General features: G+C 63.6%; 22 protein-coding genes. 7 read left to right on the top strand and 15 right to left on the bottom strand.

The annotated features are described in order from the left end of the window. Positions 1 to 345 precede the first annotated feature (345 nt). The 3 genes from C6N40_RS03160 to C6N40_RS03150 are packed head-to-tail and all read right to left on the bottom strand — an operon-like array spanning position 346 to position 6,087. Entirely contained in the window at positions 346 to 3,507 is a 3,162-nt protein-coding gene (locus C6N40_RS03160) for an efflux RND transporter permease subunit (protein WP_106989561.1), read from the bottom strand. Between the two features lies 1 nt (position 3,508). Continuing rightward, positions 3,509 to 4,861, bottom strand: coding sequence for an efflux RND transporter periplasmic adaptor subunit (locus C6N40_RS03155; protein WP_106989560.1), 1,353 nt, complete (start codon positions 4,859 to 4,861; stop codon positions 3,509 to 3,511). Continuing rightward, on the bottom strand, positions 4,858 to 6,087 hold the full coding sequence (locus C6N40_RS03150; protein WP_240183432.1) for a TolC family protein: 1,230 nt from the start codon (positions 6,085 to 6,087) through the stop codon (positions 4,858 to 4,860). The genes C6N40_RS03155 and C6N40_RS03150 overlap by 4 nt, the downstream gene beginning before the upstream one ends. An 861-nt stretch (positions 6,088 to 6,948) precedes the next feature. Between C6N40_RS03150 and C6N40_RS03145 the strand changes: the two genes are divergently transcribed. The 3 genes from C6N40_RS03145 to C6N40_RS13955 all read left to right on the top strand — a co-directional run bounded on the left by C6N40_RS03145 (position 6,949) and on the right by C6N40_RS13955 (position 11,599). Continuing rightward, a complete protein-coding gene (locus C6N40_RS03145; RefSeq protein WP_162782052.1) occupies positions 6,949 to 8,202 on the top strand; it encodes a hypothetical protein in 1,254 nt (417 codons plus the stop codon). Positions 8,203 to 8,688: 486 nt separating this feature from the next. Then, on the top strand, positions 8,689 to 9,438 hold the full coding sequence (locus C6N40_RS03140; protein ID WP_162782051.1) for an abortive infection system antitoxin AbiGi family protein: 750 nt from the start codon (positions 8,689 to 8,691) through the stop codon (positions 9,436 to 9,438). Positions 9,439 to 9,802: 364 nt separating this feature from the next. Then, positions 9,803 to 11,599: a hypothetical protein gene (locus C6N40_RS13955; protein WP_162782050.1), complete on the top strand. Its 1,797-nt coding sequence runs from the start codon at positions 9,803 to 9,805 to the stop codon at positions 11,597 to 11,599. A 49-nt stretch (positions 11,600 to 11,648) separates the two neighbouring features. Here the strand turns inward: C6N40_RS13955 and C6N40_RS03135 are convergent, their stop codons facing one another. Both C6N40_RS03135 and C6N40_RS03130 read right to left on the bottom strand, forming a co-directional pair. Beyond that, positions 11,649 to 13,448 carry a DUF4209 domain-containing protein gene (locus C6N40_RS03135; RefSeq protein ID WP_106989556.1) on the bottom strand — a complete coding sequence of 600 codons (1,800 nt, stop codon included), beginning with the start codon at positions 13,446 to 13,448 and terminating at the stop codon, positions 11,649 to 11,651. A gap of 87 nt (positions 13,449 to 13,535) precedes the next feature. Next, the gene (locus C6N40_RS03130; protein WP_106989555.1) at positions 13,536 to 14,615 is read right to left on the bottom strand and encodes a site-specific integrase; all 1,080 of its coding nucleotides are present in this window, start codon (positions 14,613 to 14,615) and stop codon (positions 13,536 to 13,538) included. A gap of 104 nt (positions 14,616 to 14,719) precedes the next feature. On the opposite strand from C6N40_RS03130, the gene C6N40_RS03125 reads away from it, so the two are divergent. From C6N40_RS03125 to C6N40_RS03110, 4 genes are all read left to right on the top strand, one after another. Then, positions 14,720 to 15,640, top strand: coding sequence for a DNA-binding protein (locus C6N40_RS03125; RefSeq protein WP_106989554.1), 921 nt, complete (start codon positions 14,720 to 14,722; stop codon positions 15,638 to 15,640). Further along, positions 15,637 to 16,320, top strand: coding sequence for a hypothetical protein (locus tag C6N40_RS03120; protein WP_162782049.1), 684 nt, complete (start codon positions 15,637 to 15,639; stop codon positions 16,318 to 16,320). Before C6N40_RS03125 ends, C6N40_RS03120 begins: the two co-directional genes overlap by 4 nt. Positions 16,321 to 16,405: 85 nt before the next feature. After that, complete coding sequence (locus tag C6N40_RS03115; protein ID WP_240183431.1) at positions 16,406 to 16,780, top strand: antitoxin Xre/MbcA/ParS toxin-binding domain-containing protein; 375 nt, start codon at positions 16,406 to 16,408, stop codon at positions 16,778 to 16,780. A 1,536-nt stretch (positions 16,781 to 18,316) separates the two neighbouring features. Continuing rightward, complete coding sequence (locus C6N40_RS03110) at positions 18,317 to 18,622, top strand: DUF3653 domain-containing protein (RefSeq protein WP_106989553.1); 306 nt, start codon at positions 18,317 to 18,319, stop codon at positions 18,620 to 18,622. A 35-nt stretch (positions 18,623 to 18,657) separates the two neighbouring features. Here the strand turns inward: C6N40_RS03110 and C6N40_RS13950 are convergent, their stop codons facing one another. The 10 genes from C6N40_RS13950 to C6N40_RS13940 are packed head-to-tail and all read right to left on the bottom strand — an operon-like array spanning position 18,658 to position 23,655. Beyond that, positions 18,658 to 18,807: a hypothetical protein gene (locus C6N40_RS13950; RefSeq protein ID WP_162782048.1), complete on the bottom strand. Its 150-nt coding sequence runs from the start codon at positions 18,805 to 18,807 to the stop codon at positions 18,658 to 18,660. Positions 18,808 to 18,843: 36 nt separating this feature from the next. Beyond that, positions 18,844 to 19,932 carry a zonular occludens toxin domain-containing protein gene (locus C6N40_RS03105; RefSeq protein ID WP_106989552.1) on the bottom strand — a complete coding sequence of 363 codons (1,089 nt, stop codon included), beginning with the start codon at positions 19,930 to 19,932 and terminating at the stop codon, positions 18,844 to 18,846. Further along, positions 19,932 to 20,231, bottom strand: coding sequence for a DUF2523 family protein (locus C6N40_RS03100; protein WP_106989551.1), 300 nt, complete (start codon positions 20,229 to 20,231; stop codon positions 19,932 to 19,934). The genes C6N40_RS03105 and C6N40_RS03100 overlap by 1 nt, the downstream gene beginning before the upstream one ends. Continuing rightward, positions 20,221 to 21,447: a virulence factor TspB C-terminal domain-related protein gene (locus C6N40_RS13945; RefSeq protein WP_162782047.1), complete on the bottom strand. Its 1,227-nt coding sequence runs from the start codon at positions 21,445 to 21,447 to the stop codon at positions 20,221 to 20,223. Before C6N40_RS13945 ends, C6N40_RS03100 begins: the two co-directional genes overlap by 11 nt. A gap of 54 nt (positions 21,448 to 21,501) precedes the next feature. Then, entirely contained in the window at positions 21,502 to 21,639 is a 138-nt protein-coding gene (locus C6N40_RS14240) for a major capsid protein (protein WP_205208531.1), read from the bottom strand. A gap of 48 nt (positions 21,640 to 21,687) precedes the next feature. Next, positions 21,688 to 21,882 carry a hypothetical protein gene (locus C6N40_RS03090; RefSeq protein ID WP_106989549.1) on the bottom strand — a complete coding sequence of 65 codons (195 nt, stop codon included), beginning with the start codon at positions 21,880 to 21,882 and terminating at the stop codon, positions 21,688 to 21,690. Positions 21,883 to 21,885: 3 nt separating this feature from the next. Beyond that, entirely contained in the window at positions 21,886 to 22,158 is a 273-nt protein-coding gene (locus C6N40_RS03085) for a single-stranded DNA-binding protein (protein WP_106989548.1), read from the bottom strand. Continuing rightward, entirely contained in the window at positions 22,155 to 23,276 is a 1,122-nt protein-coding gene (locus C6N40_RS03080; RefSeq protein WP_162782046.1) for a replication initiation factor domain-containing protein, read from the bottom strand. Before C6N40_RS03080 ends, C6N40_RS03085 begins: the two co-directional genes overlap by 4 nt. Further along, positions 23,273 to 23,503: a hypothetical protein gene (locus C6N40_RS03075; RefSeq protein ID WP_162782045.1), complete on the bottom strand. Its 231-nt coding sequence runs from the start codon at positions 23,501 to 23,503 to the stop codon at positions 23,273 to 23,275. The genes C6N40_RS03080 and C6N40_RS03075 overlap by 4 nt, the downstream gene beginning before the upstream one ends. Further along, on the bottom strand, positions 23,500 to 23,655 hold the full coding sequence (locus tag C6N40_RS13940; protein ID WP_162782044.1) for a hypothetical protein: 156 nt from the start codon (positions 23,653 to 23,655) through the stop codon (positions 23,500 to 23,502). Before C6N40_RS13940 ends, C6N40_RS03075 begins: the two co-directional genes overlap by 4 nt. Positions 23,656 to 24,084 lie beyond the last annotated feature (429 nt).

Raw genomic sequence — 24,084 nt, 5'->3', positions numbered from 1 at the left:
GGTTAGTACCCTACACCTCTCGTGATCCCTGGCTTTGACCTAGGTCAATTGACCGACCCGCACCGTCCTTGCGTCAGGAACTACCAACATGCAGGTGCACGCAACACCCGAAGGAAGTGGATGCGAGTCGTGATGAGTCATGACAAACGCCTGAGGCAAGAGTGGGAGGCAAGCGGACCGCAGACTCCGGGAGCGGCGCGTCGGCCCGGGCGACACGCCCGGGCCGCACGGCCGCCCCCTAGCCTCGGCGCCGGACCCGGCGTCGGTTCGCCGCACGGCGCCGGCGCGGTATGCGGACCCTAAAGCTGGGTGTCGCACGCAAGTCAATGGCCTGGGCGGGGCCGATCATCGCGCCGTCTCCGACATATCAGCGACCGGCATGGGCTGGGCCCGGGGGCCCAGCAGTTCCCGGCGCTTGACCAGCGCGTAGATCACCGGGATCACCACCAGGGTCAGGACCGTGGACGACACCATCCCGCCGACCATCGGCGCGGCAATGCGCCGCATGACCTCCGAGCCGGTGCCCGTGCTCCACATGATCGGCAGCAGGCCGGCCATGATCGCGACCACGGTCATCATTTTGGGTCGGACGCGTTCGACCGCGCCCTCGACGATGGCGTCGGTGATGTCCGCCAACGTCAGCGCCTCGCCCTTTGCTCGGCGAGCCTGGGCGCGAGCGTCCAGGGCGTGGTCAAGGTAGATCAGCATCACCACGCCGGTTTCGGCAGCGACGCCGGCCAGCGCAATGAAGCCGACGGCGACCGCGACACTGAGGTTGTAGTCCAGCGCCCACATCAGCCACACGCCGCCGACCAAGGCAAAGGGCACGGACAGCATCACGATCAGTGACTCGGTGACCCGGCGGAAGTTCAGGTACAAGAGCAGGAAGATCAGCGACAGCGTCACCGGCACCACGATCTTCATCTTGGCGATCGCCCGTTGCATGTACTCGTACTGGCCGCTCCAGGTCGCGTAGTAGCCCGGCGGGAAAGTGACCGACTTGGCCACGGCGTCTTGCGCGGCACGGACGTAGGCTCCCATGTCCGGATCGCGCGTATCGACGTAGATATAGGCCGAGAGCAGGGCATTCTCGGTACGGATCGACGGCGCGCCCTTGCGAACCGTCACGTGCGCCAACTCGCCCAAGGGAATCTGGGCGCCGTCCATGGTCGGCACCAACACTTGCTGCGCGATGGATTGCGGGCTGTCGCGCAATTCACGGGGATAGCGCACGATCACGCCAAAACGCTCACGCCCTTCCACCGTCGTGGTGACCATCTCGCCACCTAGCGCGGCAGCGATGACGTCCTGCAGTTCTCCGACCGGCAGGTTGTAGCGCGCCAGCTGGCGACGGTCGGGTTCGATGTCGAGGTAGAACCCACCGGTGAGACGCTCGGCGTAGGCACTGGTGGTGCCCGGAACCGTGCGCACGGCAGCCTCGATTTCCTTGGCGAGTCGCTCCATCTCGCCCAGGTCCGTCCCGAACACCTTGATGCCAATCGGCGTGCGGATGCCGGTGGCCAGCATGTCGGTGCGAGCTTTGATCGGCATGGTCCAGGAGTTGGCCACGCCCGGGAACTGCAGCGCCGTATCCATCTCGGCGATAAGCTTGTCGATGGTCATGCCTTCCCGCCACTGCTCCTCGGGTTTGAGGTTAATGACCGTCTCGAACATCTCCAGCGGTGCCGGGTCCGTGGCGGTGAGGGCCCGGCCGGCCTTGCCGAACACGGACTCGACTTCCGGGAAGGTCTTGATGATCCGGTCCTGCTGTTGGAGCAGCTCCGCGGCCTTGGTGACCGACATGCCGGGCAGCGACGCAGGCATGTAGAGCAGGGTGCCCTCGTTTAGCGTGGGCATGAACTCACTGCCCAAGCGCGAGGCAGGCCAAGCCGTTCCGAGCAAGGCAACTAGCGCCAGCACCAAGGTGGCCGCCTTGTGCCGAAGCACAACGGCAATCACCGGCCGATAGATCGCGATCAGGAACCGGTTCACCGGGTTCTTGGCTTCAGGCAGGATCTTGCCGCGCACGAACAGCAGCATCAGCACCGGCACCAAGGTCACCGACAGCAGGGCGCCGCCTGCCATGGCAAAGGTCTTGGTGAAGGCCAGCGGGTGAAACAGACGGCCCTCTTGCGCTTCCAGGGCGAACACTGGCAGGAACGATACGGTGATGATCAACAGACTAAAGAACAGGGCGGGGCCGACTTCGCGGCAGGCATCGATGATCAGCTGGATACGAGGCTTGGTTCCATCATCACGCTCGATGTGCTTGTGCGCGTTTTCGATCATCACGATCGCCGCGTCCACCATCGCGCCAATGGCGATGGCGATGCCGCCCAAGCTCATGATGTTGGAGTTCATGCCCAGCAGGCGCATCGCCAGGAACGCGATCAGCACGCCTACGGGCAGCATGATGATGGCCACCAAGGCGCTGCGCACGTGGAAGAGAAACACGATGCACACCAGTGCGACGATCAGGCTCTCTTCGAGCAGTGTCCAGCGCAGGGTGGCGATGGCCCGGTGGATCAGGTCGGAGCGGTCGTAGACGGCGCGGATCGAGACGCCCTCCGGCAGGCCCGGGCCGATCTCCGCGATCTTTTGTTTGAGTCCCTCGATCACCGACAAGGCGTTCTCGCCGTAGCGCGCCACCGCAATGCCGCCCACCGCTTCTCCTTCCCCGTTGAGCTCGGTGACGCCACGGCGCTCATCCGGCACCAGCTCGACCCGGGCCAGGTCGCCCACGAGAACCGGGGTGCCGTCCTCGGCCTTGACGACCAATTGTTCGATGTCTTCAATGCCGCGCAGGTAGCCGCGGCCGCGGATCATGTATTCCGTTTCCGCCATCTCGAGGACGCGTCCGCCGACGTCCCGATTGCTGCTGGCGATCACCTCCGAGATCCTCGAGAGAGGAATGCCGTACTGGCGCAGCCGGCCGGGGTCGACCGTGACGGAATACTGGCGAACAAAGCCGCCGACGCTGGCCACTTCCGCGACGCCGGGCGCCTTGGTCAGCTGGTAGCGCACATACCAGTCCTGGATGGCGCGCAGCTGGTCGAGTGACCATTGTTCGCCCTCAAGCACGTACTGGTAGACCCAGCCCACGCCCGTAGCGTCCGGACCCAGCGTGGGGGTAACGCCTTCGGGCAGCTTCTTGGACGCAAAGTTCAAGTACTCGAGCACGCGCGAGCGCGCCCAGTAGATGTCGGTACCGTCCTCGAAGATTACATAGACGAACGAGGCCCCGAAGAACGAGAAGCCACGCACGACCTTGGACTTGGGCACCGCCAGCATGGCCGTGGTCAGCGGGTAGGTGACCTGGTCCTCGACCACCTGCGGCGCCTGACCGGGCACTTCGGTGAATACGATGACCTGCACGTCCGACAGGTCGGGCAGGGCATCGAGCGGGGTTTTGGCGACGGCGTAAATGCCGGCGGCAGTGACTGCGATCGCCATCACCAGAATCAGGAAGACGTTGCGGACCGACCATTCGATCAGGCGGGCAAGCATGTCACTGCCCTCCCGAATGGGCAGCGTGCGGGTCATCGACCGGGGGCGCCGTCGGCTCCGCGGACGCGTCATGGGCGCTGTGGTCCTCGGCCGGTGGTGTCGAGCCGTGCTCCATGCCCTGCATGGCCGATCGCAGGTTGCTCTCAGCATCGATCAGGAAGTTCGCTGAGACCACGACCATCTCCCCGGCCTCGACGCCTGACAGCACGGCGACCCGGTCGCCGGCGCGAGCACCCAATCGAACCTCGCGTGGCGCGAAGCGGCCCGGCGCCGTTTGCACCAGAACCACTTGGCGCGTCCCGGAGTCGATGACGGACGAACGCGGCACCACGACGGTAGGCTCCCCGCTGCGGCCCTGCAGTTCCACATCGCCAAAGAGCCCGGGGCGCAGGACCCCATCGGGATTGGGCAGTTCAATTCGCACGCCGACCGTGCGGCTGGCCAGGTTGACGACCGGCTGCAGGAAGCTCACCTCACCTTCGAAACGCTGCCCGGGCAGACTGGGCGTCTCGAAGCTGGCCTGGCTGCCGATCGCCAGATCGGCCGACGCCGATGTCGGCACCTCGGCGATCACCCAGACCGTGGAGAGGTCGGCGAGCCGCAGGATGGTCTGGCCCGGGGTGAATCGGTCGCCCTGGACGACGGGCTTATCTACCACGACGGCATCGGCGGGTGCCGACAGCACCAGGCGGGCCTCTCGACCCTGGCGAGCGACCTGTGCCCCGGCCACCTCCCAGTTGCGTAGGCGCGTTTGCGCCGCGTCGCGCAACTGGCGCATGGTGGCCGCGCTGGCCGGATCGCTGTCGGCCAGACGCTTCGCCGCCGCATCGGCCACCGCGTACTCGCCTTGGGCCGCGATCAGCTCCGGGCTGTAGATCGCCATCAGCGGCTCGCCGCGCCGCACTGTCATGCCGGTCTGGTTCGCATGCAGGGTCTCTATCCAGCCCTCGAAACGCGGAGCGACCGCAAACTGCCGAGTCTCGTCCACCTGCACCGAGGCGCTCGCACGGACGTTGGCGACCAAGGCCTCTCGAACGGCCACCTCGGTGCGCACGCCCAATTTCTGGACCTTGTCGGGCGGCAACACGACCGTTCCCGGCTCCGCGGCCGGCTCTCCGCCCTCAAATACCGGGATGTAGTCCATGCCCATGGCGTCCTTCTTGGGCACGGGCGAAGTGTCGGGCAGACCCATGGGGTTGCGGTAGTACAAGATCTTGCGCTCGCCCGATTCGGCCGAGGTCTCTTGGACGTTCAGCGACCCGGCGTCCGGCGCCGAGGCGCGTCCCGACCACCACCCCAGGGCCAGCGCCGCTCCAACAGCGAGGGCCAGGACACTCCAATTGAACCGATTCATTCGACACTCCCAATCAGGGCGCGCACCGTAGCGGCGCCAACGAGTTCATTGCGACGGACATCCACGCGCGACAGATCAGCGCCTTGCCAGGCCTCCAAGGCCTCCAACAAGGTGCCGAAGTCGACGTCGCCGACCCGGTAGCTGGCGAGGGCGGATTCGAAGTTGGCCTGCGCCTGCGGCAACAATGTCTGCTCGATCAGGCGGCGCTGCTCGCGTGCACTCCGGGTCTGGGCCCACGCCTGGCCCAGTTGGCCCTGCAGTTCGGTGCCGATCGCCTCGGCACGCGCCGTTGCGGCGTCCCTCATGAGCAGGGCCTCACGCTCTCGCTCACGCAGCGCACGCCGCTGTAGCGGGATCTCCACTTCGAGCATCACCTCGTAGGCGTCGACGCGATCATCGCGCTGCATGACGCCCACGCCGAGCGTGAGATCAGGCAAACGGCGGCGGCGCTGGAGCTGCGCCGCCGTATCGGCCGCCCCAGCCAGTGCCGTACTGGCCCGCAAGGCAGGATGCCGGGCCTCCGCCAGCAGGCCGAGCGCTTCGCCGAGCGAAGCGGCCGGCACGGCCAGCACGGGCTCGCCGGTCGGCTCGGCCAAGGGGGCGTCGGCCGGCCGGCCGAGGGTGGCGTTCAACATGGCCACGGCCTCTTCACGAATAGCCAGGCGCTCGATACGTTCGCGCTGCATCGCGGTGCGGGCCACCTGCGCGCGGATGGAATCCTGCTGGGCCGCGACGCCCAAGGCGTACCGTACCCGGGCAACCTCTTCCATCTGCGCCAACAGTTCGATCAGCCGGTCAACCACGGCCACACCCTCGCGGGCATGCCAGTAGCGCACATAAGCCTGCTCCGCCTGCGCCAGCAACCTCAGCGCCGCGGCTTCCCGCTCCAGCTGGATGGCGTCAGCCTGCTGTCGCGCCACGTCGCGGGCCAACCCGCGCTTGCCCCATAGCGGGATAGGCTGTTTCACGCTGTAGGTCGCCGACCCGACGTTACCGGGCAGTAAGTTCGGGCGATCAGGGTTGATCCCCTGCAATGAGATGCCGACCATCGGGTCGGGCAGGGCGCCAGCTGGGTAAATGCGTGCCTGCGCTGCTTCTGCCTCGGCCTGCATCGCCTGCAGGTCCGGATTGTTGCCCAACAACCAGGTCCGCACGGACTCGACATCGGCTCCGGGTAGCGGCGTGTCAGCGAAGGACGCTGGCGCGAACGCGAGCAGTGTCGCCAAGGCCAAAGCGCGGAGCGCGCCACGGCGCGGGTGGTTAGGGCGGGGCCCCGGGGGGGTAAAGGTGAGCGTGGATCCCATGATGTTCGCCTTGCACGGCTGCTGGCCACGGGGGCCGCAGGGGTGGGTCGGACGGCACCGGCCGCAGGACGCGGCCGAACCGATGTCTCCGGCGACGGCGCACAGCGGCGCCGGCCGGTCATCGGTGCGGGATCAAATCAACAAGAGACTGGCGGGGTGGGCGGTCGGTCGATGCCAGGAGCGCAACGGCCGCGGAGCCTGGGCGGCATCGGGCTCATGAGGCAGTCGTTGCACGCTCACGACCGGAACGACAGACCAGGCGCCCAAGGCAGGAACGGTCAGCACGCGAGGCACGTCCGGGCTCAGGTCGCTTCGGCTGCAGTGGGTATCGCAATCGGGAGACGTCTCTGGGGACGGCGATGGATGGCAGGGGGCCGGCTCGGAATCGACGTGCGCGGTCGACACTACCTGGGCGCTGTCCATCGCCATACTCGCCAAGGTGCAGGCCGGGTGGGCGGCCAGGACCAATTGCGACCACAGCAGCGCCACCATCGCCAGAAGCGTGAGGCGGGTACGCAAGCGGTGGCGGCGGAATTTCTTCATCCTGGGCGGCACGGTACCTGTTCTGGTGTCTTGGCGGCTTGACCTGCGTCAACTCACCGGCTCCGGGCATCGGACAGGCTTCGGTCCGGAAAGTTCCGGCGCCGCAACCCCGTGACAAGCGTAGCATCGGATCCGTCCGCCGTCCGACAAGCACTCCCTGCTGATGAGGATCCAAGTCCCGTGACCGTTGTGACCCAGCCCGTCATTCGCCGCGTCCTGGAGGGGTGCGGTGCGCCCTGCGTGGAAACCGTGACCGCCGAGGCCCTGCATCGCGATTGTTTCTGCGTCGCCGTGGATCCGGATGCCGTGCGTGAGCAAGTCAACGGTCTGCTGGCGTCGGAGGGCGCACCCAGTCGCTTGACCGATGCCCACGCGCACTTGTTCGCCGCACTGCCGATCTTCGTCCCCGAGCACACCGTTCGGCAGATGGAGTCGGCCGTGCAGGCATTGAGCGCGGCCGTCGCGACCCCTGCCTTTGTCGAAGCCGCGTTGGCCTGGGCACCCGTCATCGCCCGGCACGAGCCTGGCTCGCCCGGCGGACTGCTGGGCTTTGACTTTCATCTGGGGCCCACAGGACCCCGGCTCATCGAGATCAATACCAATCCCGGTGGCCTGCTGCTCAATGCCCTCTTAGCCAAGGCACAGCGTCTTTGCCTGCCGTCGCTGAGCACGCCGGCCGCTTCCGGCGAGGCCGAGCAGGCCGCCATCGACGTCCTGCTCGATGAATGGCAGGCGCAGGGCGGACGCGCCGATGACTCGCTGGTGGCCATCCTGGATCACGCGCCAGAGCAGCAGTATCTGTATGCCGAGTTCCTGCTGTTCAAACGAGCGCTCGAAGCGCGGGGCTATAGGACGGCGATCTGCGACCCGGGCGACCTGCGGTTTGTCGACGGGGCGCTGCGGCTGGGCGAGGAGCGCATCGGCTGCGTGTACAACCGCCTCACTGACTTCGCGTTGACGGCTCCCACCTCGCAGGCCCTGCGCCTGGCGTATCTCGCGGGTGCGGTGGCGCTGAGTCCCCATCCGCGCGCCCACGCCCTGTGGGCCGACAAGCGCAACCTGACTTTGTTGGGAGACCGCTCATTCTTGGCCAAAGCAGGCCTGTCGCCGGATCGGCAGACCCTGCTCACCGAGATAGTCCCGCGAACGGTGCTGGTGAGCGCGGACAATCGCGAGCAGCTGTGGGCCACACGACGAGAATGGTTCTTCAAGCCGGCCGCGGGCTTCGGCAGCCGCGCCAGCTACCGGGGCGACAAGCTCACCCACAAGACTTGGGCGCAGATGGCCGATCAGGACTACGTGGCGCAGGCCCTGATTCCACCCAGTGTGCGACACACAGGACCCGAATCACCCCCTTTGAAGGTCGATCTGCGCGGCTATGCGTATCAGGGCCAAGTGATCTTTTTCGCGGCACGCCTCTATCACGGGCAAACCACCAACTTCCGCACGCCCGGGGGCGGTTTCGCACCCGTTCTAACCCTTGCGCGCACCTGAGTGCACGAAGGGGGGGGCAGCACTCTGCATTCATTTCGTTGACATGTATTTCAAAGCTCCCGCGCCGACTGCCAAGAAAGTCAGTGTCTGCGTTGGGAGGACTCAGTCGGCATGACGGTGTCTAGGCTGGCCATCGGACGCTTGCCGCCTGAGAAAGTTGAACTCTGTGACCAGCATCGCCGTCATGATGACCAGAGCCACGATGAGGATCACAGGATCGGAGACTATTTTGACCTAGAGAAAGCTTACAAGGACGGTGAGATCAAGCCCAATGGCCAACGCTGGGACCACCGGATTGGCACCTAGTCCATGATCAAGTAAAAGGTAATGCCAAGCGCTGCTTGGCCAGACTGCACCTCCTAAGCCCCCCCCTTTGGACGGCAGAGCGGGAGGAGGGAGAAGTACTGAACTGCGTGAGAGATGCCATTAGCCGGGAAGCGGAAAAATCCGCTTGATCCGCTGCCTAGGCGCCTGAGGGAAACGTCGATGTCCATGCAGCGATTTGTTGGTCAAAGGCTGTATCACTTGGTGGGCGCGCGTCGGCCAGGCGCAGATCAGGAGAACTTCGAAACGTTGTGCGCGATCTTGCGTTCAATGGAGTTGAGGGCCTGCGAGGTCGCGGGCGAGCGCGGGGGGATGCGAACTGTCCGTGACCCGGCGCGCCCGGTGACCAATGGAGAACCGATCCAGCAATCCGTGGTCTGCTTGTGCGACATCCCGAGGGAAGACTTGCCATTCCACGCCCGGCGCTACGGCCGATTCGGAATCGGAATATGCCGGTCGGTGGTGGCCCAATGGGGCGGTCGGCCCGTCATCTATATTCCGTTCTCCAAGAGAGCGTACGGAAATTGGGGTGCGCGATTCCCAGGCGAGGTGAAGTCGGTGCTGGAGGGGCTAGACCGCTTCTTCCCCGATACGCCCGCCGTCAGGTCCAAAGCTGCCGGCGCTCCCGCCCAAGACGCACAGGAGGCCGTGGACGAGGCGAGTAGTCTAATCACCCGTGATCTCCAGGCCTTCCTCAAGTTCTGGGATGTCGATCTCCCGGAGGATCACCCCGAGAACTTCTATATGGAGCGGGAGTGGCGCAAGTTCGGAAACCTCGAGTTGGCCTCGTGCCTGCAGGAAGTCGTCGCGCCGCCGCGGTACCACGATGAGTTGCGGACCATCCTCGACAATCTCCGAGCACGGGGGCGCTACCTGATCGGGGAGGTGGAGCTCACCAGCATCCTGGAGTAGTCGCGGCTCGCGTCCAGGGCTAGCTTTGGGAATTTTTCGTATCGACCTGGAGTCCCAGGCTCCAGTGGCAGGAGTATCGTCGAGGTAGTCCCGACGACCGGTACCGGGGTAGGGGGGGCGAGGCCTACGGATTAGGGACCATTATCGGGGGTAGGGGAGGGCAGCGTCCGACCCTAAGCAGACGCCATGCCGGGCGAACGGAGGAGGGCTCACCTCCAAATTGAGGCGCTGCTCAGAACCGGGGGACGTCGCCTGTGGTTTCGTCCTGCGACGGTCGTCAGAAGTTCAGCCGATAATTTCACTTGGCGCAAGTGCACTGAAACGCTGGGCTGTGCAAGAGTTAGAAAGAAACGCAGGAGGGATAATGGTAAACGCACCCAGGCTAGAGTCCGTGCTTCTCATGGGTGATCAGGCCAGCCTGGTTGCTGAGGTTTCTTCGCTATTTCGCAGGCCCGGGCGTTACATTCCGGTATCGGACGGGCCCAGGATGGCTCGACCAGACCATGGCAACGAGATTGTTCGTCGCTCGAATATGGTCGCCAAGGCCGATTCGAAATTGGTACTGATGTGTGGACTCAATGATTCCACAGTGATTGCACAGACGCGAAAATGGCCAGCTCGAATGTGGAAGTCGGTCTCGACTAGGCAGGAAGCTGAGGAGGCTTTGCGCGGCAGACAGTCGTTGCCAACGACTGAACTGGAATGTGGCCAGGATTCACTAGCTGTTGCACTCCTTAAGGCACGATTCGCGGGAAAGAAGCTTCGGGCACCGTCGATTTGTCCGGACCTTGATGATTTTGAGTATTTCGCGGCTGGAAGGCATGTCTTGGTGGCATGCGAGCGGGGCGAGCCGCTGAGCGAGGTCATTGCAAGCAATTTGGCGTTTTCGCTCGGAGCAAGCTTTGCGACCTTTCCGGAGCTCCCTGAAAACATTCGTGAAGACTGGCTTGACGCGCTCTATCAGATTGGCTCCAAGGACCAGCGAAAGCGCTTCGTCGAAATAAGGAAGGAAGTTGAAGAGTGGCTGCCGCCTGAGGCGTTGGACGGAGCTCATTCGGAAGTCATCTTTGTAACGAGGGAGTTCCCTTGGGGGATCGCTGTGCCCGGTCGGGTGACGTCGCATGTCTTTTCATATCCGGATTTCGGCAGAAGCGTCGTTTCGGGAATTGTATCCGCCCATGATAGAAGCCGAAGCAGTCGAAGCGCCTTACTGATTGAGCCTGGCGAAGTATCGGCACCTGAGATGCACGCGATCGCAAACGCTTTGCACAATAACGGTGGGCTCGTTCGCAGACTGGAGGGTAAGGACGCGCAGGTTGCTAGAGCCAGCGTTACTCTTCAAGCAATGCCGTTCGATGTGATTGTGTTTGCAACGCATGCAGGAGAGTGGAGCGGTGAACGACAGACGTTCGAGTACGCCGATGCCGACGGCCTAATGCGACGCCTAGTTGTAGATGAGGCGGTTGGATTCGGGTACGACCGCCACACTGATCTCGTGCAAGTGCAAACCTATTGGAGGTTTCACTCTCTAGATGGCGTTTTGTGGGCAGACAAAGAGGCGAAGAAAAAGTTACCGGTCGGAACTGCTATTACTTCTTGGATGGCGATTGATTTCAAAGAGAAGCGTAATCGCATCGTGGCGTCTGAGAAAATTGATCGAGTACGCGGCGCTATGGCTCTCAAGCTTTCCGACGGCATTTGGATGCCCGCGATGCACGACCTACCGCCACACTGTTCCCCGTTTGTATTCAACAACGCCTGCGGTTCTTTTCACGCGCTGGCTGCAGCGTTCGTGTTTTCGGGGGCTCGAGCCTACATCGGAACGCTATTCCCCGTCTCAGATGCAGAGGCTGAGGATGTAGCCACGGAATTCTTCACCAGAAATCTTGGTAGTCCGGCCGCTTTGAGCTTGTGGCTGTCCCAGAACAAAGTCTATGGCCAGCAGGTGCGTCGACCCTATGTGATGGTCGGATTGCCGTTCTGCGGCATCTACGCAACTCGAAGAGACCCGATCCCAAGTCTGCTAAATGAGATTGAGGAAAGTATTCGCAGCTACAGGGAGTTGGAGAGAAGCTCGCTTGCTGAGGACGTTCGGCGAAACTCTAAGCGACTCATGAAACAGCTAGAAGTTGAGCGGCGCACTCTCCTATCCTTGATGTAGTTGTGTGCATACATCTCTTATCGCACCAAGGGAGGACATATCAGACGCTTTACTTGGTAGCAAGAACTGCGGGATGGTTGTGCCACGGGAAAAGGATCATCCTCCATATCGTCCACCACAGCGACATAATGCCTGCGTTCTGAAGTTCGCGATCCGTCATCAGGCCATGGCAGTAGGAATTGCGCAGATTGAAACCTTCCGTGTCTGTCAGCAGGACATGAAGCTCGAATACAAGGTTTCTGCCAAAGAATAGTTCGGCTTCAGGCATAGCGAGCATTTCGCCAAGCGTCTTCTCGTGTTGCGTGCCATCTTCGTTCATGCCCGTTGTGTGGGCTCCAATTCTTTTTAATTGTGCGCGCACGAAAGGTTCTACTGCGGGGATCAGGTAGACCGACACCGCGAGCCAATCGTCGATGAAGCCTGCGAACAGCCCTCTGGCTAAAGTGTCAACTTGGCCAGGTGGCGTTATGGGCGAGGCCTCAACTATCTCCTTAACCGCATGGAAGGATGGCTGATACTGGCTATGCAGGGTGTTAACGACATGCGACACCATGACCGACGATCGCATGGGAATGTCGATTTGGTGGGCACTACTGGTTGCGTGAAGACGAACCGACGCCGGATCGTTTAGATCTAGGGGTGGGCGTTGGGCAACAACCACGCCGTCCGCGTTGACGTGAGTGGTTGTGAACATGCTTGATAGTGGGTGTTGAGAGTACTGTTGCCGTACACGTTCCTCGATCTCTTCCAGATTCAACCACTGTCCTGCTCGATAGGCCGCTCGAAGTAGGGCGGAGAAGAAATCGGGTGCTGCGATCTGTTCGTCGATCCACTTTACCCATCCGCTGACATCGGTTTTCGCAGAAAAATGGCCAAAGTGGTCGAGGGACGCCCGCTCGTAGGTAGCAAGTCGATCTCGTAAATCCTGGATACGAGATGGCGCCGCCTTGGCCTTGCGCAGGATGCTTATGGCTTCGATCATGTGCACAGGGGCGATCAATGGTTGCTGCTCTGCGGCAAGTTCTGCAGCGCGCGCCATGGCCTCACCCTGGGCCATGAGCGACGCGTTGGCCTCCTTCGATTTACCCAATCGTTGATTCAGTCGATAGGCCTGCGCATGCCATCGCGCCGCTTCCTGAGGATTGTCGGCGTCCAAGGCGGCAGCCTTGGCTTCAATCTGGGGGAGGATGGCTTCGCAGGCATGGCGATTACGGTTAATCGCTTCGTCACACAGACGAAAAGCCAAGCCGGGCCAGTTGTTCTCGATCGAGTGCGGGATTTCGTCGAGGATCACGGTCCAGTATCGCTCCCACAACGCGGGATCCTTTTTGGCATACACCCAGAGCAAGACTAGGCTGCGTTGCAGTTCGTCGAGTCCACGAATCGCGTGCTCCGTACCAAATACCGACCCGACGTAGTCCAGGTAGGCGTCAACAGCCAATCGCCCCAAGCGCCAATCGGGAGGGATGCGTCCATCGGCCGTTACCGAAAGGTCGGCAAATCTTGCCTTGAGCCAAGGAGTTGGGGCTTCATGGGCAGCGCGTGCCAGAAGGGCCACATCGTGCTGGCCGAGGTCCTCCATGGACATGCTCCGGCCTTCGCTGCTTTGAAATACTGGCCCAAAGGGTGCGTGAGACGGGTGCCGCAGGTGCATGGAGATAGCGCCACCCAAGACCTGCATGGCCTTGGATCGAAGAGGTTGACCTTCTTCTTCGAGTTCCCTGGCCCTCTGGTAGAACTTCGTCGTCAAGGACCAAGGGACGGAGCCGTCTCCTTCCTCACCGACCAAGGAGATCCAGTCGAGCGCAGCGTAGGTCTCATCGTCGATAGCCTCCTCTAGTACGGGCATGCGCTTCTCCGATCTAACGGTGTTGGTCGATATGGGGGGGCACCACTTTAACGAAGAGCTGTTCCAGGATTTTGCCGCCGCCCCTCACTACTTCAGTAGGCGAGCTGCAGGATTGTCTTCCGCTGCGCCTGCCTGAAAATACCCAATCACGCTCGCCACGGAGCGGTGCTCGGTCATCGCCATCACCGCCGGCAGCGGCACCCCTTGCTTACCCGCCTCAGTGACAAACCCCGAGCGCAGGCTGTGCGCTCCAAAGTCCCCCTCCAACCCCGCCAAGCGGGCCCGGCGCTTCACGATCGCGGCCACTGAGCCGGGGAGCAGGGCAGGGCCGACTCGATCCTTCCAGATCCGCCGGAAAATCGCCCCCTCGTGGATCCCAGCGGCCTCTAGCCAGGCCGCGAGCGCCTCGGCACTGCGTCCCAGGATCGGTTTATCCGGCGTCGAATCCGCCTTGACCCCCGCCTGCTGGGTCTTCGAGTGCTCCAAACGATAGATGTAGCCGCCCTCACTGACCCTCCTCAAGTCGCGCATATCCGCCGCGGCAATCTCGCTGCGCCTGCGCCCGCCACTGGCGAATCCGAAGCAGAGCAGGGCGCGGTCACGCAAGCCTTCCAAGCTGTCATCGCAGGTTGCCAGCATTGCTTCCAGTTCGACGCGTGCAATGGCGGTCTTCTTGGTCGGGCGCTCGCCACGCTTAACGGAGGCACGCCGGGCCCGACTAAGTAGGGTCCGGACGCTGGGCAGTTCGCAGGGGTTGGTCAAGCGCTTGAGCTTGTGCGCGGTCGAAAGCACCGCTACTCGCTGGACGACGGTGGAAAGCTTCAGCGGGCCCACCTTCGCCTTGAGGCCGGCGACAACTAACGCCTGGTCAAGCGTAGGAGGCAGTTCGCTGACCAGACCGGCTTTGCCTTTCCGCTGGATGTGATCGACCAGAAACTGGATCACGACTGCCTCGTTTACCGGCAATGTGAGCTCTGTGCCGAAGCGGCCTAGGTGCCAGCCAGCCCAGTAGCGTAGGGCGGTGGCGTAGCTCCGCGTGGTGTTGGCCGCTGCGGCTTCGGCGAGAAGTTCGCGCACCGCGTCCGCGGCCTGCTGCGCCAGCTGCTCAGGCAACACGAGTGCGGCGGAGGGTGAGGCCAAGGCGGGCAGGGTGTCTTTACGCTTCATAATATGTAGTGTGAACTACGTTACGGAGTGCCTACTAACGATAATCATCACTTATCGTTGGTACTTCAAGGCCGGGGCAGGGGATCCGAGTAGGAGGGCATCAGATGGCACGGGGCGTCACGCAGGAACAGGTCAACGGCGCCATCGAGCAGCTGCTGCTCGCCGGCGAACGGCCCACCATCGAGCGGGTCCGGGCGACGCTCGGCACCGGCTCGCCCAACACACTCACGCGGATGCTCGACGTTTGGTGGCAGGGACTCGGCGAGCGGCTCACCGCGCAACGACGCTCCGCCGCCATCCCCGAGGCGCCGGCGGCCGTGGTCGACGCGGCGTCTGCGCTCTGGGAGGCCGCGCTCGCGGCGGGGCAGGCCCACGCCGAGGCGGCCGTGGCCCCGGAGCGCGCCGCCCTGGCCGAGGCCCTGGCCGCCATGGAGTCGACCATCGCCACGGAGCGGGCCGCGGCCGAAGCGGCCGATCGCGCCCGCCAGGCCGCCGTGGCCGCCGCCGAGGGCTCCCAGGCGGCGCTGGCCATCAGCGATCAGCGGGTCAGCGACCTGCTCCGGCAGATCGCCCAGCTCGAAGTCCGGATACAGGATTTGACCCTCCGAGGCGATGCCCTGGACGCCCGGCTCCAGCTCACGCTCCAGGAGGCGGAATCCGCGCGCACGGCGGCGGCGGCGGAACGCTCGGCACTGCAGGCCCACGTGCGCCAGGTCGAAGACCGCAGCCATGCCGAGATTGACCGGCTGCGCCAGGAGGTCAAGGGGCTCAAGGCCCAGGCCGAGAGTCAGGTCCGCGAGCGCGCCACGGCCCTGCGCGCCGCGGAGCAAGCCCGGCGGACGGCCGAAACAGACGCACAGCGCGCCCAGCGTGAAGCGGCGACATTGCGCGGCCGCCTCGACGCATTGCTTGAAACGCCGCCGGCGAAACCGGGCGGTGCCGCCAAGCAAAGTCGTCGCGAGCCGCCACCAAAAGCGCGGGCGCAGCGACCAGCCCGACGGACCACGGGGCGTCGGACGCCATGAGCGGGCCGAACGACACCTATCCACGGGCCGTCTTTGACGCACAGGGCGCATACACCGTGCGGACGGGGGCCAGCTACTGTGTCGAGGATTCACGGGTACGGGAGTTGGCCGAGATTGGGTATGCCCGGCGTGATGTCGCCAAGGCCTACGACTTCCTGACCCGTTGCCTCGACGACAACGACGGCGAGCGCCCAGGTGAGTGTGAGGAAAGCTTGTGGGTCGCCGCCGTCGTCTTCTACGCCAAACCGTTCGGTCGCAACGACGCCCGCGGCGCCTTCGACGCCAATGCCTTTCTCAATGCGCGTTTGAGTGACGAGGGACGTCGGCTTCACGAGTACCTGCGCCGCTTGCGCCATCGTTGGGCGGCGCACGACGACGGGCTCGGCGAGGACAAGACCGTCGCAATCTACTTGCCGCCGTCACCTCCACGCTCAAGTCTCGAAATCGGAATGCATGGACCCGCACGCCGAGTTATTTCCTTGGGGACCGATATCGCCCGCCAGCTCGAGCCCCATGTCGCGTGGGTTCGCAATGTACTTCTTGCACATGAAGACCAGCGTCGCGAGACGATCGCGCGCGAACTTATTGCCACGCGGTTCGACGGCCTATGCCTGACCGGCGTCGCTACACCGGCGCCCTTGGCGGTCGATATCGATTCTGTACTGGCCTTGCCGCGGTAAGGGCTCAATCGCGCTTGCCGCCACCCCCGCCGGAGTAGGGGTGCGCTTATACTGTCCATACAAGGTGCTCTAGGTAGGAGGCGCCGTGTCCACCACCACGACCCAGTTGCCTGACATCACGCCGTTCCAGGACGGCGAAAGGCCGATCCTCTCGCCTACACGGGTCGGCCAAGAGTTTCTGCTGGGGATCCAAGACCTGGCCGATCTCTCGCGTGTGCATAGACACACCGTCCGCACCCATCCCGAGAACAATCAATTACAAGCGACGCTGGTGAATTTGCTGCGCGTTCGCTCCGCGGCCATGGTGGTGAACCACGATCCTCAGAAGGCCGCTTTCTTCATTCGCAACCAACCGATTCCGAGCTTTGACCACAAGACGGCTCTTCAACTGGTGGGCGAGGGCCGAACCGAGGACGTGATCGGGTACCTTGCCTCGATCGAGTCGGGATTCGTGGGTTAATTAATCCACATTGGCGAATAAGTCTCCCGTCATCGGCCTGGCATCAGAATTCGAACCGCTTAGCGCCAGAATCCTCTCTACTGGTCTAGTTATGGCCCAGAACCCCGCCCGTTGAATTTCCTCCACCGACAGACCCGAAGCTGCGAGATCCAGCACCTTTCCGACTCGAATTGAACGTCCAGTGACGATGCGATCCGCGATCTGAGCGCGTCTGAGGAGCTCAGTGGCGGTCAAACGCCAACGCTCCATACTCCAAGGCAGGCCCAAGGGAGAAAGGAACAGGGCACCGTCCGCATCCCGACTAGGTCGAACGGCGCGACCCAGCCACGTCATCGTCAGTGGACTGAGAGCCGCTTCGAAGTAGCTCGCGAAACTCGTCGGAGCACGAAGTCGCAGGCGACCACCCCCATTAGGCTGGAACCGGAGGTCTGCAACAGTTGGCGGGGATAACCGCCAATTGGGGCCATCGCGAAGGCCAAATAGCGCGTCCTCCCGAGCCATGCTGTCATAAAGAATGAGCATCGCAGCAGCGGCCTGCACTTCTCGATCGTTCTTCGCGTCCACAACGTCCAAGCAGGATTGAATTTCAGTCCAACCCACTGGCACGGCACGTGCGCTCCGGCGGGCAGCTTCTCGCTTAAGCACTGCATGACGTCGGGCGCTGCACCTCAGGACGCTCGCGGCGCCCCGATCCGTCCAACCCAAGGCCGCCAGAAACCGAAATACAAAGTCGATCGCCTTCCGCCTGGAGCAGGGCACCCGACCGCTGGCCTCTAGGTACCTCAGATACGCCTCGACGCTGACCGCGGTGCTTGGGCTTTCTCTCCGGTCGGTGGTCTCCCACCAAGTCATCCACTGGCGAATCTCCGAGAAGGATTGCTTGATGCCCCGTGTTCCCCGCGTCCGGGCGAAGCCACCGGCAACCTCCGAGGTCAACTGGCCGAAATCAGGACCCTCGCCAAGACACTGGACGCACCATTGCTCGATCAGCCGTTCGAATCGTTCTTGTGCAGGCGGGAGTCGGGGACGCGGCATACGGATTTCCTCTGGACTGGCAGCTGTCCTTCGAGGGAATCACAGATTTGCCAACGTCAAAGTTAGCGAAGCCAGGGATGCCGGCGGGGATGGAGGCGATTGGACCTGAGCCGATTACCTAGTCCGGTCAGGACACTTGAACCCAGCGACGCAGTTACTGGACGCGTCACGGTTACCAAGTTTTCAAAGCCGCTCGTTCTGGGGCCCGATTCACGAGCGGAAGCCGCAAGTCCTTGAAGTAAGGGCAAAGTGCGACATCTCCGCGTCAGACTTACAGGACATGACAAGGTAAGCGGGCCGCCGCCAGGCTAATAAGGCCGGGGACAGGAGCCGGGGGTGGCGGGGCGGGACTGCCCGCGGGCGCCCCTGGATCCTGTCTTTCCATAATTGACATAATATACATTATGCGCAATTGGTCAGGCGGGCCGTCCGGTCGATTCTGGCCCGTTGGCGCTCCCTGACTGCCCCCCGGCTCCAACCCCCCAACTTGGAGCCTTACGCATGGAACCGCTTTGCCTCATCCCCGGCCAACCCGTGAACGCTTGCGCCCGGAAACTCTACGCCGAGAAGGTGCTCGGCCACGTTGACCTGTCAGCCGATTGGGCCGGCTGGCGCCTGCGGGGGCGCTGGCTGATTTCGCCAGATGGCGACCGGGTAAACCCGCAACGGCTGCGGGGGATGCTCTTTCGCGAGGCGAACGAACGCCGGCACAAGGCCGGCTTGAAAAGCGGTCAGCAGGGGGCGGCGGTGATTGCCCTGGGCATTGTAAAGACGACACGCCAACAGCTGCCCGACTCCGAACCCTGACGCGAGAGAAGCGTCACCGTAGGGGGCGCAGCCCCCTACACCCCCAGCCAACGCCCGAGGGCGACACCGACGGCCAGCGCCACCACCACCGGCCAGTTCACCCACAGGTAGGAAACGCCGTCGCGGCCTCGGTAGGAAAAGACGGGGAGGAAGTCGGAAAGCGACAGCGGCGCGAATCGCTCCATGCTGTCCTTTTTCTGCCGTAGCGCCATGCGTTGCCCTCAGTCCGAAACGATGCCATCCGCGCGCAGGGTGGCGGGCGCCATGCCCCATACTTCGCCCTGGCGGGGAGAGCCTACCGAACCGGGCGCCGTTCGAACACCGGCCACGGACGAAGCGGGGCCGGGGGCGGGCGCGGCTTCGCCTTTGCGCCCTTCCCCCCCTACCCGGCCACCGTCGGAACGGAACAGATTCATGTCGATAGGGAACGGCACATGCCCTTCGGCAAGATTGCGACAGGTCGCGTCGTCCATCTCGATCACCTTTCCCGCGAAGTCCCAGCAGCGGCAGTGACGGCCGGCAGCACACCCGTTCAACGGCTCGACCGTTGGCCCGCTGCGCCATGCATAGGCGCTCGGAAGAACCGGGGGCGGTTCGCCCTGGGCTTCGTGCTCGCGAACGGGAACCCCTTCGGGCTCGGGGGCGGAGTCATGCGCGAAAGACCGCGAGAGCAGCCAGAAGCCCAGCGGGATGCACAGGCAGAGCAGCAAGAAGCCACGAATGGCCCACTTCGCACCGGCCGGCATTTTGAACTTGTGAGTGTGCACGGTGGCCGAGTCGTAAAGCGCCCACGTTTCCGGGTTCATCTTCCGGAGGGAGGTGTCGGCTTCTTGCTTGGCGAAGTGATCTTCGGGGTTCGACTGCGCCTTACCCCACTCAAGCACCGTCATCATTTCGGCACCGTTCGGGCGGACGAGGTGGATATGCCGACCCACGAACTTGCGCGCCCAGTGATGCACCAGCGCCGGGTCTTGGGTGATCAGGACGATATCGAATCCCCGATGACGGTGGGTGTCGAGTGCAGAAATGCGTTCATCGTCGGGAAGCCCCGGCTTGCCCGTGGCGGGGAACAGGTCGCGGCTTTGCGCTTCGTCGTAGATCACCAACGAGCCATCCGGGAGCGTTCGCCAGTCAAGCGGCGCGGGGCCAACCACAACGCCGTATTTCTGCGCGATGGCATCGACCCGAAGCCCCTTGATGTTCGCGTAAATCGGGCGGCCGGGGTTCGCCCTAGCTTCATCGATGATGAATCGCTCGATGGCGAACTGCGTTTTGCCAGAGCCGGGAAGCGCGGTCAGGAGGTAGAGCATTAGGCCGCACTCCCCTGCCCGCTTCGGCGAGCGATGCCGACGGAGGCCGACGCGATGGCGGCGCGGACGAGCAGCGCGGAACCGATCATCGACAGCGCGTCGCCGAAGCCCAGCAGCATGACCACGCCGAAGATGTCCGACGGCAGACCGCCGACGTAGGACTGAACCACGGTCAAGCCGCTTTCGATGGCGAGCTTGAGCGCGGCGAAGCTGACCACGGCCATGCCGCCACCGATCAACAGGTTCGCTATGGCACCGCCGAACAGGCCCTTAAGGAACAGCTTGAGACTACGAAGCACGGCGGAAACCTCCGATGATCAGCACCGCCATCAAGGCGGCAGCAGCCAAAACGATAGGCTTGATATAAACGGCGAGGTCGCAAAGCGGCTGATAGCTGAAATCCACATCAGCTCCCATCACTTCGACCGAAACGGGCGCGGGGCAGGAACCGCCAGAGAAACCCGAACTCCACGAAACGGACGTATCCGGCTCGATGACGGGAACTTCGGGATCGGGGTCATCACCTTCGGTGTCCAAGCGGAGCCAGTCGGCCAACTCGCAGACGACAGAGGCCCACGAACAGAAATTCGGGAAGTCGAGGGCGGTCGGGGAGCCCTGCGGCTCGCCGCCCTGATAGCCCGTATCCCATTCCGCCGTCGGGTCGGGAGCGGGATTCGTGTTCGGGTCGGGATTCGTGAGTGCGTCGCGAAGGCGATCAGCTTCCTGCATAACGTCCGGATTGCGATTAACGGAGCCGTCGGGGTTGCGCAGGGCGTCATTCCATACGTGCGGGTTATCACGCACCAGAGCGCCTAAGTCGGGATCGGGAACAGGTTGCGGCTGGGCTACGGGGACGGTTAAAGGCAATGGAGTAGTGCGAACGTTCCGATACTCAGAATTTCCGGGGAAAACATACTCAACAGCACCCGTAGTCGGATGCACTTTTTTGAGTTTTGCTTGGCAAATGAGCATGTCGTAGGGGCCGGAAGGGCCAGAGCAATTCACCGCGGGCGATTCAACGGAATAGACGTAAGAACCGCCGGTGTTCAAATAAGACGCCATCCACTGCGCGGAAGCCGCGAGGGATGAATGGTAGTAGCCGAGCATCGAATCCCTCGCATACAACTCCCCCGGAGGAACCTGCGTTTGCGGAGGTGGGGAATCGAGAACTTGCCCGGTCAGTTCATCAATGACCCAGCCCGCACCTTCGATCGCCGCAAGCATGGCAGCGACAGGCACAGACCGGCGCACCAGTCCACGAGCCAACCCGCCGAGAGTGTTATTCGACACCAGCACAGGACGGGAGTAGTAGCCATTAGCGGCACCTGCTCCTGTCGCCTGATAGGTGGCCATCGTCTGCAAGCCACCCGGCGCGGGGCCGACCGGCGAAATATTGACCGGCACCACCGACGGCGCAGCTTGCGCGAAAACAAGACCGGCGCACAGCGTCAGCGCAGCAGCAGCCAGAACGAGGAACAAATTGCGTAGAGAACCAGCCATCCAGTCATGCCCCATTACTCCGAGAAAGTGAAACGGGGCCGAGGCCCCGTTTCGTGTCCACCTTCGGGATTAACCGAAGATGGCGCCCTTGACCCACTTGAAGGCCACGGCGATGCCGGCGGGGCCGAGCTTGGCCGCGCCCACCGCGGTAATCGCGGCGGCGAGGGCGGTAAAGGCCGCGAGGGCCTCGGTGACGTCGATGGTCATGCTTGATGCTCCTTTGTGATGTGCCCGAAATGGGCGGGTTATCGGGGACTACCCCCGAACGCTTTTCTCCACGCGGTTGAAGGCGTAGGCGAGCGCCCAGCAACCGACCATGGCGGAGCCGAGCAGGAACGCATCGGCCACGCTCAACGGCGGGAGGAATGAGGGCGGCGGCGCCCACTCCTGCACGGTGCAGGTGTTCGTCGCCGTATCGAACTCGCGACAGGTGAGAACGCCGCCTTCCATGGGTCAGGCCCTCGGGGCCGACGGCTTGGGCCCGTCGAGGCGGACGAGCTGCGGCCAGCCGCTGACCTCCGGGCCATACTTGCCGGGGTAGAACGACGCCGGGTCGAGCTGGTATTCGCCGACCGGCCACGCCGGCTGGTCGCGGTTGAGGCCGATGTCCCACTTGCGGACTTCGCCGTTGCCGTAGGCGACCATGGCCCGCTGGATGCGGCGCTCTTTCTTGCCCTCGCGGGCGGGGAACGTCTGGACTTCGGTGTTTTCGATCTTGATCTTCACTGGATGGCCCCTTGTAGGAACTCGGCGGTTCGGTAAATGGCGACTTCTTCAGGGATGCCTACGAACCGGGAAGGCATACCGTCGCGTGTGAGTAGATCGAGGACTTCAGAATCGGTGGCGCCCGCTTGCTTGGCGGCAGCGCGAAGCGCGCCCAGCGACTTGCCAGCGGCGGAGCGCAGCCAGTCGGTCATGTCCTCGGCGCGGGCTTCGACCTGCCGGCGCATCGTGCGAGCGCGAGTGGGCGAGGCCTCGGGCAGATACTGGCGAAGATGCGGATACGCCCCGAGAATCGCGCCGAGCGGAGAATCGAGCATTTCCAGCGGAAGGAGGCGATTCTTCGACCAGAGGCGCACTTCGACGCGCACCCAAGGCGAAAAGCGGTCGCCCTGCTGCTTGCCCTTCTCATAGGCGTTCAGTTGCTTGTCGCCCTTCCTGCCGACGTAGAGGGCGGAGCCGGCGCCGGTTCCGAGATCGTCCACGAAAGAGCGCGAGGACGGCCGGTTGCCCCCGTCGAACATCCCACACACCGCGTCGTAGCGCAGCAGATCGAGAGCGACGAACTCCCCATCCAGATCATCGAAGGCGGCATCGATGCGGGTGATTCGGGCGCCGTAGTGTTCCAGCGCGAGACGGGCGCGGCGCAGATCGACGGCGAACATGCCCGAGCCGGTGATGCTGACGCAGATCGTGTCGGCGTTGCCGTCGCGGGCCATGATGCCGACCGGGTCGGCGAGTCCAGGCGCGAAGATGCGGGCGCTTTGCTTGTAGCCCTGCCAGCCCTTGGTTTCGAAAATATCCGCCTTAAGCGCGTGGCCCGGCAGGAGCCAGTCGAGAATGTCCGACGGCAGCACCTTGGCGGTTTCGTGATCTTCGTCGGCGCCGTGGGCGCGCTTCACCACTTCCCCGAATTCATCCTTGGAGCGCAGCGCACCACGCGGGACGGTCAGCGTCGCGTAATCCCACAGGCCGCGAGCTTCACCCCCCGAACGTGACCGGGGTTCATCGCGATCGTGAGACTTCACCCCGTGATTACTGGACGGGGTGCCGGCTTCGCCGGCGGGCACGGCTAACACCCCCGCTGGCGGGGGGGTCAGCGCGACGGAAGCGGCGGCGCTCAAAGGACGCCCTCCCCTGCTACCCAGCCGTAGAAATCGCGGGAGTAGCGGACATCGCGCGCAAGGAAGTCCTCGGAGGCGCGAGCCAGCAGAGCCTCGACGGCTTCAAACCCGAAGGTGCGAAGGTCAAGGAGCTTCGCGGCGACGCCGTAGATCGGGTCATCAAGATCGAACCCCTTGCACATGCGCGCATGGGCGTATGCGCCTTTCCAAGCCTGACGCGCGCTCACTGGCAATCCTCCGCAAGGACAAGGCGCGAGCGTTGGACGGCGACAAGGCAATCACGGAAGCCGTGGCGGCGGGCGCTGGTATAGCCCCACAGGCCGGCGCACAGACCGAACAGGAGCAGGAGAGGAAGAACGAACACCGGAACTTCGATCATGGCGGCCTCACGACATGGGCGGGTGCCGGGGGGCATCCGAGGGGGCGGGGATTTCCCTGTCCTCGGGAGGCCAGCCACCCGGCATTGAGTGGCCTCAATGTCGAGACCTGCTCGACACAGGCGCATGTATAGTCCCCCTGAACACCGCCTGTCAAGAGGGTATGAACGTGAGCGCGACTTTTTCTTTGTTCGAGCGTTGGAAGCTAGCGAAGGGCCATGTCAGCGACGCACAGGCAGCGACGGCGCTGGGAGTGACAAGAGGCGCAGTTCACCTATGGCGGAACGGCCGGAACGGCAGCGCGGCAGTGGTGGAGCGCATGGCGAAGGACTTGGGAGAGGACCCGGTGCCGGTGATCTTGCAGGCGTTCGCCGAGGCCGCACGGGATGCCGAGGACAAGCGGACGCTCGGACGCCTTGCAAGGCGACTAG

The sequence above is a fragment of the Arenimonas caeni genome, from assembly GCF_003024235.1.
Classification (GTDB): Bacteria; Pseudomonadota; Gammaproteobacteria; order Xanthomonadales; family Xanthomonadaceae; genus Arenimonas; species Arenimonas caeni.
This window is presented reverse-complemented; position numbering and strand designations above follow the sequence as displayed.